We start from the raw sequence: 16,034 nt of genomic DNA on the forward strand, positions 1-16,034 counted from the left end.
CCCAATACCGCCTTGATAATACATCCTGGCGGTTTTTTTGACAAAAATAACATCGGATGTTGTCAGAAAAATCTCTTTTTGTGTTCGGAAAATGAGCGCGGTTTATGGCTTATCATGAGAAGTCATGAAGATTTAAAATCAGATTTTTCCTATTTAACGCTTCACTAAATACAACTTCCCTACACTTCTCGCCTCAAGTTTACATTTTGATGGGTTGGCTCTATCTTATTGTTTTTATTGATATTTGTGCATTTATTTTGATTTTTATACATTTGCAGATATATTTGTCGTTGACGTTATCATCATCAAAAATATACCATTCGCTACAAATGGCTCTTAAGCCAGATATGATCTCTAACGAAGAGTAGAGACGTAATCGGATTGTATTGAATAACAAGCTGAATGCTGCCTTTTGGATATCCAGGCTCTCTCCTGGAATATATCGAAAAGGCGTGGTTGGTTGGTGCTTTTTTGTTCATTTTCGTCCTGAGCACGTCAACTGTCATTTTTTACAGTTGCCGACAAAAGCATTGGCTATAAGCTTTTGGGTCTTCATGGATCCTCAACTTGGTATCTAGAGCATGGGAAAAGGGATTGATGGCGCCACTGTTGCGCCCAAAGAACGTATCAATATCAAATATGTGCCGGCAACCGGTGGCCAACAGGCGGAAATAGAGCTTCCGTTGACCATGATGGTGGTTGGAAATATGAAAGGGCGCTCTGAAGAGACCCCCATCGAGGAGCGTCAGACCGTCTCCATCGACAAGAATAATTTTTCGTCCGTCATGAAAGAATCTGCACTGGAGCTGAATTTTTCGGTTCCCAACCGCCTGGAGGAGAACAGCCAGAACAAGTTGCCCGTGTCGATCAAAATCCAGTCCCTGGAAGACTTCACCCCTGACAGCGTTGCCCAGCAAGTGCCCGAGCTGCGCAAGCTGCTGGAGCTGCGTGAGGCGCTGGTTGCCCTGAAGGGGCCGCTTGGCAATATCCCCGCCTTCCGCAACCGTCTGCAGGATCTGCTGTCCAGTGACGACGCTCGCGAGCAATTGCTCAAGGAGCTGGATTTGATTAAGCCTGCCGAGTGATCAGCAGATTAATTGACTGACTTATAAGGAAAAATTATGTCTCTGGTCGAAGAACAGGTTCAAGCGGGGGCGAGTGCAGCCTCCTCGTCCCTGCTGGACGAAATCATGGCGCAGGCCCGCATCACCCCGGTGGATGAGGGTTACAGCGTCGCCAAGCAGGGCGTTGCAGCCCTGATTGCCAACATTCTGGACAGCGGCACCACCACAGAGCCGGTGAACAAGGCGCTGGTGGACAGCATGATCGTCGAGCTCGACAAGAAGCTCGGCAAGCAGATGGACGTCATCCTGCACGCCAAGGAGCTGCAAGAGCTGGAGTCCTCCTGGCGCTCCTTGAAGCTCCTGGTGGATCGCACCGATTTTCGCGAGAACATCAAGATCCAGGTGCTGCACGCCACCAAGGAAGAGCTGCTGGAGGATTTTGAATTTTCTCCTGAAATCACCCAGTCCGGCCTCTACAAGCACGTCTATTCCAGCGGCTATGGCCAGTTTGGCGGACAGCCGGTCGGCGCCGTGATTGGTGACTACGCCTTCACCCACAGCTCCCCTGACATCAAGCTGATGCAGTATGTCAGTGCAGTGGGCGCCATGGCCCATGCCCCCTTCATCTCTTCCGTCGCCCCCGCCTTCTTCGGGGTCGACAGCTTCACCGATCTGCCCTCCATCAAGGACCTGAAATCGGTATTCGAAGGGCCGGCCTACACCAAGTGGCGCTCCCTGCGCGAGTCGGAAGATGCCCGCTATCTGGGTCTGACCGCACCGCGCTTCCTGGCGCGTCTGCCCTATGATCCGACGGAGAACCCCATCAAGGGCTTCAACTATCAGGAAGAGATCAGCTCGAACCATGATCACTACCTGTGGGGCAACACCGCCTATCTGATGGGCACCTCCCTGACCGACAGTTTCGCCAAGTACCGCTGGTGCCCGAACATCATTGGTCCGCAGAGTGGTGGCGCCATTCACGATCTGCCGGTGCACGTCTATGAGGCCATGGGTCAGTTGCAGGCGAAGATCCCGACCGAAGTGCTCATCACGGATCGCCGTGAATACGAGCTGTCGGAAGAGGGCTTCATCACCCTGACCATGCGCAAGGACAGCGACAACGCCGCCTTCTTCTCCGCCAACTCGGTGCAAAAGCCCAAGGTGTTCCCGAACACCAAGGAAGGCAAGGAAGCGGAAACCAACTACAAGCTGGGTACCCAGCTGCCCTACATGTTCATCATCAACCGCCTGGCCCACTACATCAAAGTGCTGCAGCGCGAGCAGATCGGTTCCTGGAAGGAACGCCAGGATCTGGAACGGGAACTCAACAACTGGATCCGTCAGTTCGTGGCCGACCAGGAGAACCCCCCTGCGGACGTGCGCAGCCGTCGTCCCCTGCGCGCCGCCCAGATCAAGGTGCTGGACGTGGAAGGGGAGCCGGGCTGGTATCAGGTTGCCATGGCCGTGCGCCCGCACTTCAAGTACATGGGAGCGAGCTTCGAGCTCTCTCTGGTAGGTCGTCTGGACAAGGAATAAAGCCCGATGCCGCATCTCTCATCCTGGGATAGAGGCAATGCGGCCAGTCTGTTTGATCGCATCCGGGGGGAGGGGCTTGGCTCCTCCCCCCGTTCGGAAGTGGATGAACTGGTGGACTCTGTCAAACGGCAGCTCGATCAGATCCTCAACACCCGTCCCGGCAACTGTCGCAGTGCCCCCGAACTTGGCGTCATCGATCTCAATGACGCCACCCAGGGGAGTGCCGACATCAAGGGGCGGATCCGGGAGGCGATCCGGCAATGCATCCGCCGCTATGAGCCGCGGATCGTGCATGTGGAAGTCCGTTCACCCGACTATCAGGCGAGCCCGCTTGAGATGACGTTTCAGGTGACGGCCCACGTGCGGCTGGAGCATATCGAGCAAGTTACCTCGTTCAACGTCCACATGGACAGTCACCGTCACTACCGCATGGTCTGATCAATGTCGCTGGAACATTACTTCAGGGATGAGCTGGCTTTTTTGCGCCTGCAAGGGCGCGAATTTGCCGACGCCTATCCCGAGCTCACCCGCTTTCTGTCGGAGCAGAACACCGATCCGGACGTGGAGCGCCTGCTGGAGGGGTTCGCCTTTCTCACGGGCAACCTGCGCGCCAAGATTGAGGATGAGTTTCCCGAGCTGACCCACGGTCTGCTCAACATGCTCTGGCCCAACTACCTGCGTCCCGTGCCCAGCATGACCATCATGCAGTTTTCGGTCATTCCGGGGGCCATCGCCCAGCCGGCGCTGGTCAGGCAAGGCTGCCAGCTCGACAGCCTGCCCCTGGACGAGGTGACCTGTCATTTCCAGACCTGTCACGATACCTGGGTCTATCCGGCCGATATCCGTCAGATCGCCGCCCAGAGCGGCAACGATCTCTCCACCATCTCGCTGGACATCGCCCTGCATGCCCCTCTGCCGCTTAGCGAGTTGCAGCTGGACAAGCTGCGCTTCTTCCTTGGTGGTGACAGCTACACCGCCTACGAGCTCTACTTCTGGCTCTCCAACCAGCTCTCCCATATCGAGCTGGAGATCGACGGCAAGCGCTTTCGCCAGGAGGCCAAGGCCCTCAAACCGGTCGGCTTCGAGCGCGGCGATGCGCTCTTGCCCTACCCGAACAACGTCTATTCCGGCTACCGGATCCTGCAGGAGTATTTCTGCTTCCCGGAAAGCTTCCTCTTCTTCGAACTCTCCGGTGGCGACTGGCCCAAGCAGCCGTTGCCGGTGAGCGAATTCAAGGTGCACTTCTGCTTCGACCGGCCATTGCCGGCGGAGCTCAAGATCCGTCCCGACTCTTTCATGCTCAACTGCGTGCCGGCCATCAACCTGTTCCAGCACGACAGCGAGCCGGTCAACCTCAATGGCCGTCAGGCGGAGTACCCCCTCAAGGCGAGCTATCGCCACGCCGACAGCTTCGAGATCTTCTCGGTGGATCAGGTGGAAGGCTGGGTCGAGGGGAACCTCGGCCGCTCCCGCGGCACGCCACGCATCTATCAGCCATTCGAGAGCTTCCAGCACCAGATCGAGCGGGCCAAACAGCGGCTGGCGCTCTACTACCGGGTGCGGGTCAAGGAGGCGGTAAGCGGGGATGGTTTCGAGCACAGCCTCTCGTTCGTGCGCGGGGATGAAACCACCACGGTCGAACTGGATGAATCCATCTCGGTGACGCTCACCTGTACCAACCGCTCTCGCGCTGCCCGTCTCAAGGTGGGCAGCGTCTGCGTACCCACCGGCAGCTCGCCCTCCTTTGCCACCTTCCGCAACCTGATCCGGCCTACCCGGCCGCTGCGCCCGGCGCTGGACGGCAGTCTGCACTGGACGCTGATATCCAACCTGTCGCTCAACTATGTCTCCCTGCTGCGCCGCGATGCCCTGGTGCAGGTGCTGCGCACCTACGATTTTCCGGCGCTGCACGACAAACAGGCGGAGCAGGCCTCGCGCAAGCGGCTGGCGGGGATCGAGGAGATAGAGACCAAGCCGGTGGATCGGCTGGTGCGCGGCATGCCGGTGCGGGGACTCAAGTCGGTGCTCTCCATCCGTCAGTCTGCCTTTGGCAGCGAAGGGGAGCTCTATCTGTTCAGTACCGTGCTGGCCCACTTCTTCTCGCTCTATGCCAGCGTCAACGCCTTCCACCTGCTTGAGGTGGTCAATCTCGACAACAAGGAGCGCTATCAATGGCCAGTCCAGATCGGTCAGCACTCCCTGATGTGAGCGCCGCCCGGGAGGCGCCCCACTTCAACTTCTTCCAGCTGGTTGAACTGCTCAACCGGCTCGATGGCGCCGATCAGGAGCGGGGGCTCGACTACCTGCCCGGTGACGAGAACATCCGCTTCAAGGCGACCGCCTCCCTGGGGTTCCCCACCAGCGACGTGCTGCAGATTGGCCGGGACGGGCAGGGGCGCCACGAGCTGGAAGTGGCCTTCCTCGGCCTGCACGGCAGTCAGTCGCCTATGCCCGGCTATTACCTCGATTCGCTGGCGTGGGAGTACGCCCAGGGGGAGCAGAAGCTCGGCCTGTTTCTGGACTTCTTCCACCACCGTCTGCTGACCCTGCTGCACCGGATCTGGCGCAAGTATCGCTACCACGTGCGGTTTCAGGACAACGGCGAGGATGGTTTCTCCCGCCTGATGTTCGCCCTGGTGGGGCTCGGCAATGAGGCGGTCTGCCAGAGCCTGCCGGTCAACCGGGCCAAGATGCTCTCCTATGCGGGCATGCTGGCCAGCCCCAGCCGCTCCCCCGAGGTGGTGGCCGGTCTGGTGGCCCACTGCTTCGATCTGGCCGACGTGCAGGTGAGCGCCTGGCAATGGCGCAAGGTGCCTATTCATCAGGATCAGCAAAATCGCCTCGGCGGCGCCTGCGCCACCTTGGGGAGCGATTTTGTCATCGGCGACAAGGTGAACGACTGTGCCGGCAAGTTCTTGTTGAAGATCAACAACCTGAGCTTTGGCCAGTTTCTCGGCTTTCTGCCGAACGGGGAGCACTTCCAGGCTCTGGTGACCTTCGTCTCCTTCATCCTGCGCGATCAGCTGGCCTGGGATCTGCGGCTGGGTTTCGGCCAGGAGCAGGCGAGGGGACTGAGGCTGGGGGAAGAGCAGAGTGCCCGCCTGGGGTGGAGTACCTTTCTCGGCCAGCCGCCGAGTGATCCGTTTGTGACCATTTGTGTGCAGGAATAAGTGCAGAGATCAGCAGCGCAGAAAATTTAACTACAGGAATCAGTGCAGGAGTAACTGTGGACGATTTTAACCAGCAACTTTCCCTGGTGGTGCTCAACAGCGAACAGCTCGATGGCAGCCAGCAGGTGCAGTACCGCTTCGATGAGATGGGGGGGACCCTGGGGGCCTCCGAACAGGATGACTGGCAACTGCGCGACAGGCTGGGGGCCGTCATGCCCGCCCACGCCCGCATCGAGCTCAACGACGGTCGCTTTTGCCTGTGCGATCTGAGCGGCCAGACCTATATCAACGGTGCCACCTCGCCCATCGGGCGGGCCCGCAAGGTGCATCTGGAGCAGGGGGACGAGCTCGTGATCGGCCCGTTCCGGCTGCGCGCCTATCTGGGGGCCATCACCCCCGAGCAGAGCCTGCAACAGGTGCTGGGCAACCGTCCCACCGAGCAGCTCGATGAGTGGCTGACCAGCGATGAGCCCGTCGTACCAGCTGACGATCCGCGTACCCTGGCGGCCGATCCCTTGCTGGCATTGCAGCAGGAGCGCAGGGCGCCCAATCCGTTGATGGAAGGCCCGCTGGCGGACGGTCGCCTGCAGGCTTCACTGCGTTCACAACCGGATGTGGACGTTCCCCCTCTTGCCCCTTTTTCTGCTGTCGAGAACACCATGAACCAAGAATTTCTGGATATGCCCGCCATCGAGAACCATCCCGATTATCAGCTGTCGCTGGACGGCGTCGACCACGTAGCCCTGACCCCGCTGATGCGCGGCCTGGGTCAACCCTTGCAACTGCAGGACACCCAGCAGGCCCACGACATGCTCGAAGAGATGGGCAAGACGGTGCGGGCCATGGTGGAAGGGCTGCTGCAACTGCAAAACGAACAGGCCGCGCTGGCGGACAAGCATCTGCGTCCCATTGAGGACAACCCGCTGCGCCTGGGCCTTGATTATGACGAGACCCTGGCGGTGCTGTTTGCCGAGCAGAAGAGCCCGGTTCACCTGAGTGCACCGGCAGCGGTGGCCGAGAGCCTGCACAACGTGCGCATCCACCACGTGGCGAACCAGCAGGCCATCGGCGCGGCGCTCGACAGCATCTTGCAGGCATTTTCGCCGCAGGCGCTGCTGGGGCGCTTTGAGCAATACCGCCGCAGCGGTGCACCGGGCACGGCCGACGAAGGCTGGGCCTGGGACATGTACCAGCACTACTACCGCGAGCTCACCTCCGCCCGTCAGCAGGGGTTCGACAAGCTGTTCCACCAGGTGTATGCCCAGGCCTATGACCAGGCCGTGCGTCAGCAACAGGGACTGATTTGATGATACGAGCGCTGATGCTGGGCGCCGCGCTGCTGGCCCTGGCAGGTTGTACCACCATGGGCAAAATGGCCGATGTGGCCATGAACCCGGATATCCAGGTGGGCAGCAATGACAGTCAACCCTCCACCCTTGGGCTGAGTCTGCTGGCGGAGCCTGACGTCAACCCCAACGAGAGCGGGGAGGCGGCGCCCATCGAGTTTCAGGTGGTGCTGCTGGCGGAGGATTCCAAGCTGCTTGCCACCGACTACGACCAGGTGACCGCGGACGTGGAAAAGGCCCTTGGCAAGAACTACCTGGACCATCAGGACTACACCCTGCTGCCGGGCCAGTTCAAATACCTGCCCCCCATCAAGCTCGACGAGAAGACCCGCTACATCGGGGTGATCGCACGCTACGCCGACCCCGACAGCGCCGAGTGGCGCAAGGTCATCAAGATCAAGAGCAAGGGAACGGCTTATCAAATCCTGGTGCACCTGCGCCTGGATGAAGTGGAACTGCAAAAAGAAGAAGAATAACCATGTCGAGTCGAAATCGGGTTATCTGGCGTGAGGGGCTGTTCATCAAGCCCCAGCACTTCCAGCAACAACAAAGACATTCGGATTACGCGCTGCACGCTCGCCTGAGCGCGCTGTCCGACTATTTCTACGGCTTGCAGTCGCTTGCCATCAACGAGGATTACCTGGGCTTTGGCCGCATCGCCCTGGTGGGGGCCACCGGCATCCTGCCGGACGGTACCGTGTTCAACATCCCCAATGACGACGTGCTGCCGACCCCGCTGGAAGTCACCGACGCCTCGGTGGCCAACCAGAAGGTCTATCTGGCGCTGCCGCTCTCGGTGAGCGGCGTCAACGAGGTCAATCAGGGCGGTCAGGTGGCCACCCGGTTGCAGGCCCATCGCCACGACGTGCGCGACCTGCACAGCGAAGGGGGGGACGTGGTCTCCCTCGAAGTGGGGCGGGTCAGCCTGCGGCTGATGCTGGAGCGGGAGGATCGCAGCGCCTACGCCTCGCTCGCCATCGCCCGGATCCTGGACAAGCGTCCGGACGGCGGTCTGGTGCTGGATCCCAACTTCATGCCCTGCAGCATCAGCGTCTCCGCCATCCCGACCCTCAAGCGCTTCCTCGGCGAGTCGGCTGGCCTGGTGGCCGAGCGGGCTCGCAGCCTCTCCCAGCGTATTGCCGCGCCGGGTCAGCAGGGGGTGGCCGACGTGGCCGAGTTCATGATGCTGCAACTACTCAACCGGGCCCAGCCCCAGCTCTCCCATCTGGCGCGCCTTGGCACCCTGCACCCCGAGCGGCTGCACGAATCGTTGGTGCAGCTCTGTGGCGAGCTGATGACCTTTACCGACGAGTCCCGCCTGCCGCCCGAGTTCCCCGCCTATCGCCACGACGATCAGCAGGTGAGCTTCGAGCCGGTGATGCTGGCCCTGCGCCAGGCGCTCAGCACAGTGCTGTCGCCGCGCGCCGTCTCCATCCAGCTGCGCAAGCACCAGTACGGCATCATGGTGGCCATGGTCAACGAGAGCGAGCTGATGCAGAGCGCCGACTTCGTGCTGGCGGTGCGTGCCCGCATGCCGCAGGAGCAGCTGCGCAAACAGCTGCTGCAGCAGACCAAGGTGGCCTCCAGCGACAAGATCCGCGAGCTCATCAGCCTGCAACTGCCCGGCATTCCGCTGCTGCCGCTGCCGGTGGCGCCGCGCCAGCTGCCCTATCACGCCGGTTACAGCTACTTCCAGCTCGACCGGCAGAGCCCGGCCTGGCAGATGCTGGCGGTGGGCAACACCCTTGCCTTCCACATCGCCGGCGACTTCCCCGAGCTCGACATGCAGCTCTGGGCCATTCGCAGCCAGTGATCGCACCAAGGAATAAGCAGAGATGACCACGGACATTATCAAGAACGAGCAACTCAGCGACCTGCTGTTCGATCATGCCGAGCAGCTGGACATGGATTCGGACTACTGGTTCCGCCTGCGCGGCCAGAGCATCAATCCGATGATCGATGCGGTGACCCCCTTGCTGGGGCTGGTGCAGCGGGTGCGCCTGCTGTCCCGTTACGACTGGGTGCCCGAGCTCTACCAGCGGGTGGTGACCGAGATCCAGGCCATCGAACAGGAGCTGATGGCCCAGGGCTACGAGAACGGGGTGGTGCTGTCGTTTCGCTACATCCTCTGCACCTTCATCGACGAGGCCGTGATGGGCCGCGACTGGGGCAGCCAGAGCGAATGGTCCGAGCACTCCCTGCTGACCCGCTTTCACAACGAGACCTGGGGCGGCGAGAAGGTGTTCGTGCTGCTGGCCCGCCTGCAGGAAGACCCGGTGCGTTATCGCGACATTCTGGAGTTCATCTACCTCTGTCTGTGCCTCGGTTTCGAGGGGCGTTACAAGGTAATGAGCAAGGGACAAGGGGAGTTCGAGCGCATCGTGCGCCAGCTGCACAAGCAGTTGGCCCCCGAGGCCGGCGGCGAGGCGCCCAGCGTGTTTCACCTCGATCTGGGGCAGCAGGCCTCCCGCTATCAGCTGCGCAAGCAGGTCTCCCTGCGCAGCCTGTTCATGGGCGGGGCGCTGATCCTGGCGCTGATCTTCGGCCTCTATCACCACCAACTCAATAACCAGACCCAGGACGTGCTGCGTCAACTGGGCGAATTATTAAAATAAAACTTAAGGAGAGCACGCCTTGATTCGTATAGAGCTACCGGTACTGGTGGAAAGACTCAATCCTATCTGCCGTCACATGCTGGAGGAGGCTGCAGCCCTCTGTGTCAATCACCAGGGAGCCGAGATCCGCATCGAGCACCTGCTGCTCAAGATGCTGGAGACCCCGCTGAGCGACGTGCGCCAGATCCTGAAGGTGGCCGAAGTGGAGGTGGAAGAGCTCAAGACCCTGCTGCAACCGTCCGCTGCCGACAACGGCTATGGCCAGGGTTACCCCTCCTTCTCGCCCATGCTGGTGGAGTGGCTGCAAGACAGCTGGCTGCTCGCCTCTGCCGAGCTGCAACATGCCCAGCTGCGCAGCGGCGTCATGCTGCTGGTGCTGCTGATGACCCCCCAGCGCTACCTGCCGGGCTCGGTGACCCGCCTGCTTGCCAAGGTCAATCGCGAGCTGCTGCGCCAGCAGTTCGACGAGTGGGTCAAGGAGTCTGCCGAGACACAAGTCACCACTACCCCCGGCGGCAAGACGGCCCAGGCCGCGCTGCCGGCCGATGCCAGCCTGCTGGCCCGCTTTACCGTCAATGTGACCGAACAGGCCCGCCAGGGCAGCCTGGATCCCGTGCTCTGTCGGGATCACGAAATCGACCTGATGATCGACATCCTCTCCCGTCGTCGCAAGAACAACCCCATAGTCGTGGGGGAAGCCGGTGTCGGCAAGAGCGCCCTGATCGAGGGGCTGGCTCTGCGCATGGTGGCGGGCCAGGTGCCCGAAAAGCTGCGCGGGGTCGAGCTGATGACCCTGGATCTTGGCGCCATGCAGGCCGGCGCCTCGGTCAAGGGGGAGTTCGAGAAGCGCTTCAAGGGGGTGATGCAGGAGGTCAAGGACGCCGTGCAACCTGTCATCCTGTTCATCGACGAGGCGCACACCCTGATCGGGGCCGGCAACCAGGCCGGCGGGCTGGATGTCTCCAACCTCATCAAGCCGGCGCTGGCCCGGGGCGAGCTGCGCACCATCGCCGCCACCACCTGGGGCGAGTACAAGAAATACGTGGAAAAAGACGCGGCCCTGTCGCGCCGCTTCCAGCTGGTGAAGGTCGGTGAACCCGATGCCGACGAGGCCACCGTGATCCTGCGCGGCCTGCGCAGCATCTACGAGAAGGCCCACGGGGTGCTGATCGATGAGGAGGCGCTGCAGGCTGCCGCCCAGCTCTCCGCCCGTTACATCTCCGGCCGTCAGCTGCCGGACAAGGCGATTGACGTGCTCGATACCGCCTGTGCCCGGGTGGCTATCAACCTCACCACGCCGCCGCGCGCGGTCAGCCACCTGCAAAATGCGCTGCGCCAGCGCGAGCTGGAGATCCGCCAGCTGGAGCGCCAGAGCCTGATAGGTCTTGGTGACAACGCAGAGCGCCTGGCCGAGTTGCAGGCGGCCCAGCAAGCTTGCCGTGAAGAGCTGGCCGAGCAGGAGGCCCGGTGGCAACAACAGCAGGGGCTGGTGCACCAGATTGTCGAGCTGCGCGCAGCCCTGCTGGCCGATCAGCAGGATGAGATGCTGGCCAGAGAGGCGCTGGATCTGGCCGATGCGCCGCTCGATCCGCAGGCCGCTGCCGAGCAGCTGGCCACCCTCGAGCGCGAGCTGGCCGAGCTGCAGCAGGGGGAAGTGCTAGTCTCCGCCCACGTCGACAAGACCCAGATCGCCGCCGTCATCGCCGAGTGGACCGGCGTGCCCCTCAATCGCATCTCCCAAGGGGAGCTCGATGTGGTGACCCGTCTGCCGGAGTACCTTGGCGAGCTCATCAAGGGGCAGGATGTGGCGGTGGCCCACCTGCACAAGAACCTGCTGACCGCACGTGCCGACCTGCGTCGTCCCGGCCGTCCGCTGGGGGCCTTCCTGCTGGTGGGGCCGAGCGGGGTCGGCAAGACCGAAACCGTGCTGCAGATTGCCGAGCTGATGTTCGGTGGTCGCCAGTACCTGACCACCATCAACATGTCCGAGTATCAGGAGAAGCACACCGTCTCCCGCCTCATCGGCTCGCCGCCCGGCTACGTCGGTTTCGGCGAGGGGGGCGTGCTGACCGAGGCGATTCGGCAGAAGCCCTACTCTGTGGTGCTGCTGGATGAAGTGGAAAAAGCGCACCCGGATGTGCTTAACCTCTTCTATCAGGCGTTCGACAAGGGCGAGCTGGCGGATGGGGAAGGGCGCATCATCGACTGCAAGAACGTGGTCTTCTTCCTCACCTCCAACCTCGGTTTCCAGACCATCGTCGACCATGCCGAGCAGCCCGACGTGCTGCTGGATGCCCTCTATCCGGAGCTCGCCGCCTTCTTCAAGCCGGCCCTGCTGGCGCGCATGGAGGTGATCCCCTATCTGCCGCTCGGTCACGACACCCTGGTGCAGATCGTGGGCGGCAAGCTCAACCGGCTGGTCAAGCTGCTCAAGGAGCGCTTTGGCGCCGAGGTGGTGCTGGACGACGAGGTGGCCGAGGAGATCCTGCTGCGGGCCAATCGCAGCGAGAACGGCGCCCGCATGCTCGAATCCGTCATCGACGGCGCCCTGCTGCCGCCGGTCTCCCTGCAACTGCTGCAGCGCCTCTCGGCCGGTGACCCCATCAAGCGCGTCCACTTTTCCGTGGCCGATCACCAGTTCGTGGCCGAGGTGGGGGCTTGAGTATGGAGCAAGCCCTCGCATTTGCCCTGGCCCTCACCGCCCAGCGCGATGAGCCGCACCTGTGCCACTGGTGGAGCTCGACCGTTCATGCCAGCTTCCAGCCCAAGGGGCTGCTGCTCGGCATGCTGGATGTGAGCGGCCGCCAGCTGGAGTGCAAAGGCTGGGTCAGGGGGAAGGAGGTGGCGCTGGGGCTGGCGGTGGACGATTTTTCCCACCCCCTTGCCTATGTGCTGCACAAGGCCCAGTCCCGCACTTGGGACTCCCTCTACGGCGGTGCCCGCATCGAGCACGCCGGTTTTCGCGCACTGCTGGCCAACCTTGGTCAGCAGTGCGGGCTGCACGCGTATCCGCTGCTGGATGGCAACGGCAAGCCGTTTGCCGTGCTGGCCCTGATGGATGAGGGGGAGGTGCTGCGGGCCTGGGCCGACGGCCCCGAGCTGGCCCAGCTCTCCCAGGTCTTTTGCAACCAGCTCACCCTCATTCGCGATCTTGGTCGCAGTCGGCGGGATCAGGGGGTACTGCGTGACTCCCTGCGCCAGATGAAGGGCGAGGGGGAGCGGCTGCGCCAGCACGAGAAGCTGCTCGGCGATCAGCTGGTCGGCCAGTCGGCGGTGATCCGCGGGCTGCGCGAGCAGATCAATCAAGCTGGCCAGCACAAGCTGACCGTGCTGATCCAGGGTGAGACTGGCAGCGGCAAGGAGGTGGTGGCACGGCTGGTGCACCAGTGCTCTGATCGCGCCAACAAGCCCTTTGTCGCCATCAACTGCGCCGCCATCCCGGAGAACCTCATTGAGAGCGAGCTGTTCGGTTACCAGAAGGGGGCCTTCTCTGGCGCCCTAGCCAACAAGACCGGGCTGGTGGCCCAGGCCAACGGCGGTACCCTGTTTCTGGACGAGGTGGGCGACATGCCCGCCGCCATGCAGGCCAAGCTGCTGCGGGTGCTGGAAACCCGCAGTTACCGGCCGCTCGGGGCCGAGCAGGAGTATCACTCCGATTTTCGCCTCATCGCCGCCACCCACCAGCCGCTCACCCGTCATGTGGAGGAGGGGCGGTTTCGGGCCGACCTCTACCACCGTCTCTGTCAGTGCCTGCTGCTGATCGCCCCCCTGCGCGAGCATATCGAGGATGTGCAGCTGCTCTGCCAGCACTTCATGGCCCAGTTTGCCGCCCAGGATGGCAAGACGCTTGCCGGCTTGCAGCGCAAGTTCTTGAAACAGCTGCAGACCTATGACTTCCCCGGCAACGTGCGCGAGCTGCGCAACCTGCTGGAGGTGGCCTGTGCCCATACCCGTCACGGGGAGGAAGTGGGGCTTGAGGCGTTGCCGCCAGAGCTGCGCGAGCGGGTCTGCGTCGAGTTGCCCGGCTACATGGACGACTACAACCACATCCGCGATCTGCGCCGGGCCATGCAGCAGTACGAGGCCTCCGTCATCGAGGCGCGCCTGCGCCACTTCCACGGCAACCGGATGCTGGTGGCCGAGAGCCTCAACATTCCCAAACGCACCCTGGATCACAAGTGCCAGAAACTGGAGGTGAACTGATGAGCGTCATCGCCCTATTGCCTCTGCTGCTGGCCACCAGTGCGGCCGAGGCTCCGCTGGACATGGCGCGCTGGCAGGCCTGCCGGCAGGAGCCCTCGCCGCTGGTGCGACTCGCCTGCTACGACGCCATCGGCAATGGCGCGGCCAGTGCCACCGAAGGGGACTCCCCCAAATCGGCGGCCTGGCAGGCCATCTGGGCTCAGGAGCAGGCCCGCACGCCAGCGAGCGCCCCCTTCCTCCTGCAAAGCGATGAAACGCGTGGCAGTGAAACCCTGACCCGTCCGGCGCTGCGCGGCGCGACGCTCTCCATCGGCTGCGTCGACAGCATCACCCATATCCGGCTGCGGCTGGATCAGCCCTGGAGCGGCGAGAAGGTGCAGGTCGAGCTGGATGGTCAGCCGAGTGCCGGCTCCCAGAGCTGGTTTATTCGGGATCAGGGTCTGTTGCTGGAATATGGCCGCGGTCTGCCCGCCATCGAAGAGCTCAAGCGCTGGCTGGGCCATCGGGAGCTGCAGGTGCGGGCCGACAACGGTGCCCTCTTGCGGGTCGATTTGAGCGGCCTGAAAGAGGCGCTGGCACCGCTGCGTCAGCAGTGCCGCTGGTAGGGGGGAAGATGAGCTATCAACACCCCTGGTGTGCACGCCTGCTCACCAGTCTGCCGGATGAACAGATAAAGAGCGCCGTGCTGGCCGACGAGCCGCGCTGGGACTACGTGGAGACCGAGCTGGTCAAGCTGGGCTCCCTCGCTCACAGCCAGGTCGATCTCAATGCGGTGGCCGAGGCCTGCCTCGGCTTGCTGGAGAGCCGCACCAAGGACATGCGGGTGCTGGCCCAGCTGCTGCGCTGCCTGCAGCATCCGGCCAAGGCGACCCCGTTGGGGGCGGCGATCAGCCTGCTGGAGGCCTGGATCCAGGCTTACTGGCTGCTGGCCTGGCCCGGCAATGCCAGCCAGAAACAGCGGTTGATGGTGCAGATCGTCAAGCGCTTCGAAGGGGCCCTGCCGCGCATTTGCGAGAGCGCTTCGGCGGCCGAGCTGGCCCAGTTGCTGGCCCAGGCCGAGCAACTGGAGCGGGTCTGGCTGGCGCAGTGTCCCGACAAGGGAGAGCTGCTCGACCCGTTGGTGATGGGGTTGAAACGGGCCCAGCGCCAGCAGGTGGCACAGGCGCAGGCTGATGCTGCTGGGCAGCCCCAGAGCAGCGGCGCGGCGGCAGCGGGCTCCCCGGCCTTGGCGGCGTCGACCGCCAGCGGTACCGGCGCCATGGTGCTCAGCGGTGGTGGCGGCAGTGCTGGCATCGACGTCGACAGTTCCAACGATCGCGCCTGGCGCCAGACCCAGCTCAAGGTGGCTGAGCTCCTGATCGAACGCCAGCCTGATGCTGCGGTTGGCTATCGGCTGCGCCGTCATGCCGTCTGGGCCGGGATCACGGCGGTCCCCATGAGCGGGGCGGGCAATAAAACCCCGCTGGCACCCATGTCGGCGGACATGGTGGACGAGTACCGCGCCGCCATGAACGCTCCTGATCAGGGGCTCTGGCAGCGCATCGAGCAGAGCCTGACCCTGGCACCTTACTGGTTTGAGGGACACAGGCTCTCGGCCGAGGTGGCCCAGAAGCTCGGCTTTGGGGCAGTGGCCCAGGCGATCGCCGAGGAGCTCGGGACTTTTCTGCAGCGCCTGCCGGCCCTGCGGGAGCTTGCTTTTAGCGACGGCTCGCCGTTTCTCTCCCCCGAGTGCGGCTGCTGGCTGCAACCGGCCAAGGGCGGCAGTGCGGGCAGTGGCGAGGCGGGGCTGGCCGAGGAGGTCGCCCAGCGCCACGGCGAGCAGGGGATCGCGGCGGCGCTTGCCCTGCTCGATGAGCGGATTGCGCAGTTGAAAGAGCCAAGAGATCGCTTCCACGCCTTGCTGGTGCAGGCGGAGCTGTTGGCGCAGGAAGGCATGGAGGCGCTTGCGCGCCAGCACTATCAACACTTGTGGCAAGAGGCCAGTCGCCTCGGGTTGTCGCACTGGGAGCCCGGGCTGGTCAACCGCCTGGAGAGCCTGGCGGCGCCGTTGTCGAAATGAGTGCCGAAATGAGTCATTGAGTCGGAGTTGGATCACATTTT

The 16,034-nt window shown here is 62.8% G+C and carries 13 protein-coding genes; all 13 read left to right on the forward strand.

Going from position 1 to position 16,034, the window contains the following annotated elements; all coding sequences use genetic code 11:
- Nucleotides 1–581: 581 nt before the first annotated feature.
- Genes tssB through tssA form a run of 13 tightly spaced genes read left to right on the forward strand, consistent with a single transcriptional unit; the run spans nt 582 to nt 15,993 of the window.
- Nucleotides 582–1,085: a type VI secretion system contractile sheath small subunit gene (gene tssB, locus ACVDHI_RS05150; protein WP_447211795.1), complete on the forward strand. Its 504-nt coding sequence runs from the start codon at nt 582–584 to the stop codon at nt 1,083–1,085.
- A gap of 36 nt (nt 1,086–1,121) precedes the next feature.
- Complete coding sequence (gene tssC / locus ACVDHI_RS05155) at nt 1,122–2,600, forward strand: type VI secretion system contractile sheath large subunit (protein ID WP_042015701.1); 1,479 nt, start codon at nt 1,122–1,124, stop codon at nt 2,598–2,600.
- 6 nt (nt 2,601–2,606) lie between these two features.
- Nucleotides 2,607–3,038, forward strand: coding sequence for a type VI secretion system baseplate subunit TssE (gene tssE, locus ACVDHI_RS05160; RefSeq protein WP_139736899.1), 432 nt, complete (start codon nt 2,607–2,609; stop codon nt 3,036–3,038).
- Nucleotides 3,039–3,041: 3 nt separating this feature from the next.
- The gene (gene tssF / locus ACVDHI_RS05165; RefSeq protein ID WP_447211796.1) at nt 3,042–4,808 is read left to right on the forward strand and encodes a type VI secretion system baseplate subunit TssF; all 1,767 of its coding nucleotides are present in this window, start codon (nt 3,042–3,044) and stop codon (nt 4,806–4,808) included.
- Entirely contained in the window at nt 4,772–5,770 is a 999-nt protein-coding gene (gene tssG, locus ACVDHI_RS05170; protein WP_447211797.1) for a type VI secretion system baseplate subunit TssG, read from the forward strand. Before tssF ends, tssG begins: the two co-directional genes overlap by 37 nt.
- A 56-nt stretch (nt 5,771–5,826) precedes the next feature.
- The gene (gene tagH / locus ACVDHI_RS05175; RefSeq protein ID WP_447211798.1) at nt 5,827–7,077 is read left to right on the forward strand and encodes a type VI secretion system-associated FHA domain protein TagH; all 1,251 of its coding nucleotides are present in this window, start codon (nt 5,827–5,829) and stop codon (nt 7,075–7,077) included.
- Entirely contained in the window at nt 7,077–7,592 is a 516-nt protein-coding gene (gene tssJ / locus ACVDHI_RS05180) for a type VI secretion system lipoprotein TssJ (protein WP_253584731.1), read from the forward strand. The genes tagH and tssJ overlap by 1 nt, the downstream gene beginning before the upstream one ends.
- 2 nt (nt 7,593–7,594) lie before the next feature.
- Nucleotides 7,595–8,929 carry a type VI secretion system baseplate subunit TssK gene (gene tssK / locus ACVDHI_RS05185; protein WP_102988949.1) on the forward strand — a complete coding sequence of 445 codons (1,335 nt, stop codon included), beginning with the start codon at nt 7,595–7,597 and terminating at the stop codon, nt 8,927–8,929.
- A 22-nt stretch (nt 8,930–8,951) separates the two neighbouring features.
- Nucleotides 8,952–9,731 (forward strand): type IVB secretion system protein IcmH/DotU, encoded by a 780-nt coding sequence (icmH, locus tag ACVDHI_RS05190; RefSeq protein WP_447211799.1) that lies wholly within the window; start codon nt 8,952–8,954, stop codon nt 9,729–9,731.
- 19 nt (nt 9,732–9,750) lie between these two features.
- Nucleotides 9,751–12,393, forward strand: a complete 2,643-nt coding sequence (gene tssH, locus ACVDHI_RS05195; protein ID WP_447211800.1) for a type VI secretion system ATPase TssH — start codon at nt 9,751–9,753, stop codon at nt 12,391–12,393.
- Between the two features lie 2 nt (nt 12,394–12,395).
- A complete protein-coding gene (gene vasH / locus ACVDHI_RS05200; RefSeq protein WP_447211801.1) occupies nt 12,396–13,934 on the forward strand; it encodes a sigma-54-dependent transcriptional regulator VasH in 1,539 nt (512 codons plus the stop codon).
- Nucleotides 13,934–14,539, forward strand: a complete 606-nt coding sequence (gene vasI / locus ACVDHI_RS05205) for a type VI secretion system-associated protein VasI (RefSeq protein ID WP_139724146.1) — start codon at nt 13,934–13,936, stop codon at nt 14,537–14,539. The genes vasH and vasI overlap by 1 nt, the downstream gene beginning before the upstream one ends.
- An 8-nt stretch (nt 14,540–14,547) precedes the next feature.
- Complete coding sequence (tssA, locus tag ACVDHI_RS05210) at nt 14,548–15,993, forward strand: type VI secretion system protein TssA (protein WP_447211802.1); 1,446 nt, start codon at nt 14,548–14,550, stop codon at nt 15,991–15,993.
- Nucleotides 15,994–16,034 lie beyond the last annotated feature (41 nt).

The organism is Aeromonas sp. 25-248 (assembly GCF_053005425.1).

Bases quoted from the DNA above. Each gene is read 5' to 3' on its own strand.
- tssB (WP_447211795.1), top strand. From the start codon at position 582: ATGGGAAAAGGGATTGATGGCGCCACTGTTGCGCCCAAAGAACGTATC.
- tssC (WP_042015701.1), top strand. From the start codon at position 1,122: ATGTCTCTGGTCGAAGAACAGGTTCAAGCGGGGGCGAGTGCAGCCTCC.
- tssE (WP_139736899.1), top strand. From the start codon at position 2,607: ATGCCGCATCTCTCATCCTGGGATAGAGGCAATGCGGCCAGTCTGTTT.
- tssF (WP_447211796.1), top strand. From the start codon at position 3,042: ATGTCGCTGGAACATTACTTCAGGGATGAGCTGGCTTTTTTGCGCCTG.
- tssG (WP_447211797.1), top strand. From the start codon at position 4,772: ATGGCCAGTCCAGATCGGTCAGCACTCCCTGATGTGAGCGCCGCCCGG.
- tssJ (WP_253584731.1), top strand. From the start codon at position 7,077: ATGATACGAGCGCTGATGCTGGGCGCCGCGCTGCTGGCCCTGGCAGGT.
- tssK (WP_102988949.1), top strand. From the start codon at position 7,595: ATGTCGAGTCGAAATCGGGTTATCTGGCGTGAGGGGCTGTTCATCAAG.
- icmH (WP_447211799.1), top strand. From the start codon at position 8,952: ATGACCACGGACATTATCAAGAACGAGCAACTCAGCGACCTGCTGTTC.
- vasH (WP_447211801.1), top strand. From the start codon at position 12,396: ATGGAGCAAGCCCTCGCATTTGCCCTGGCCCTCACCGCCCAGCGCGAT.
- vasI (WP_139724146.1), top strand. From the start codon at position 13,934: ATGAGCGTCATCGCCCTATTGCCTCTGCTGCTGGCCACCAGTGCGGCC.
- tssA (WP_447211802.1), top strand. From the start codon at position 14,548: ATGAGCTATCAACACCCCTGGTGTGCACGCCTGCTCACCAGTCTGCCG.